The 1,505-nt window shown below is 60.5% G+C and carries 1 protein-coding gene; it reads left to right on the top strand.

Annotated elements, in window-relative coordinates; translation table 11 throughout:
• A partial coding sequence (locus tag ACXRVY_RS28600; protein WP_458238904.1) for an extracellular solute-binding protein occupies positions 1 to 1,497 on the top strand: 1,497 nt, incomplete at its 5' end.
• Positions 1,498 to 1,505 lie beyond the last annotated feature (8 nt).

Genomic DNA, 1,505 nt, shown 5'->3' with positions numbered 1-1,505 from the left:
GTGCGCTTCTACCTGCGTCCGGAAGCACGCTTCCATGACGGCCATCCGGTACGCGCCGAGGACGTGGTGTTCAGCTTCCAGATGCTGACCAAGGACGGCGCGCCGATGTACCGCGGCTACTACAACGACGTGGCCGAAGTGGTCGCCGAAGACCCGCTGACCGTGCTGTTCAAGTTCAAGCACACCAACAATCGCGAACTGCCGCTGATCCTCGGCCAGTTGCCGGTGCTGCCCAAGCATTGGTGGGCCGACCGCGATTTCAACAAGGGCAACCTGGAAATCCCGCTGGGCAGCGGTCCGTACAAGGTCAGCGAAGTGAAGGCCGGACGCTCGGTGCGTTACGAGCGGGTCAAGGACTACTGGGGCAAGGATCTGCCGGTCAATCGCGGTTTCTACAACTTCGACGTGATGACCACTGATTACTACCGCGACAACACCGTGGCCCTGGAAGCGCTCAAGGCCGGGCAGTTCGACTACTGGCTGGAAATGACCGCGAAAAACTGGGCCAACGCCTACAACACTCCGGCGRTCACCGAAGGTCGACTGGTCAAGGAGCAGATTCCCAACGGCAATCCGACCGGCATGCAAGGTTTCGTCTTCAACCTTCGCCGCCCGGTGTTCCAGGATGTGCGCGTGCGCCAGGCCTTGTCGCTGTTGCTGGACTTCGAATGGACCAACAAGCAACTGTTCAACGGTGCCTATGTGCGTACCCGCAGTTACTTCGAGAACTCGGAAATGGCCGCTACCGGCCTGCCTGATGCCGAACAGGTGGCGATCCTCGAGCCTTTGCGCAGCAAACTGYCGCCGCAAGTGTTCAGCGAAGCGTTCCAGAACCCGACCACCGACGGCAGCGGCATGATCCGCGCCCAGCAACGGCAAGCCTATCAACTGCTGCAGGAGGCCGGCTGGCGCATCGTCGATGACAAAATGGTCGATGCCACCGGCAAACCGGTGGTCATCGAATTCCTGTTGGCCCAGACCGAATTCGAACGGGTACTGTTGCCATTCAAGCGCAATCTCAGTGACCTGGGCATCGATCTGGTGATCCGCCGGGTCGACGTCTCGCAATACATCAACCGCGTGCGCTCCCGGGACTTCGACATGATCGTCGGCAGCTTCCCGCAGTCCAATTCGCCGGGTAACGAACAACGGGAATTCTGGATGTCGGACGCCGCCGACAAGCCCGGCAGCCGCAATTCCATGGGCCTGAAAGATCCGGTGGTCGACCAACTGGTCGAGCAACTGATCAACGCCGATTCGCGCAACAGCCTCGTGGCCCACGCTCGCGCGCTGGACCGCGTTCTGCAATGGGGCTATTACGTAATACCCAACTGGCACATCAAGACCTGGCGCGTGGCGTACTGGAACCACATCGGCCATCCAAAGGTCTCGCCTAAATACGACATCGGCACGGCCACCTGGTGGGTCAAGCCCGACATCAAGCCGGCGCTGGAAGTCGAAACCACACTGCAGGCCGCTCCTGCAGGCACGGAGTAATCAGAAGA

It is taken from the genome of Pseudomonas sp. P5_A2_2 (genome assembly GCF_054177685.1).
This window is presented reverse-complemented; position numbering and strand designations above follow the sequence as displayed.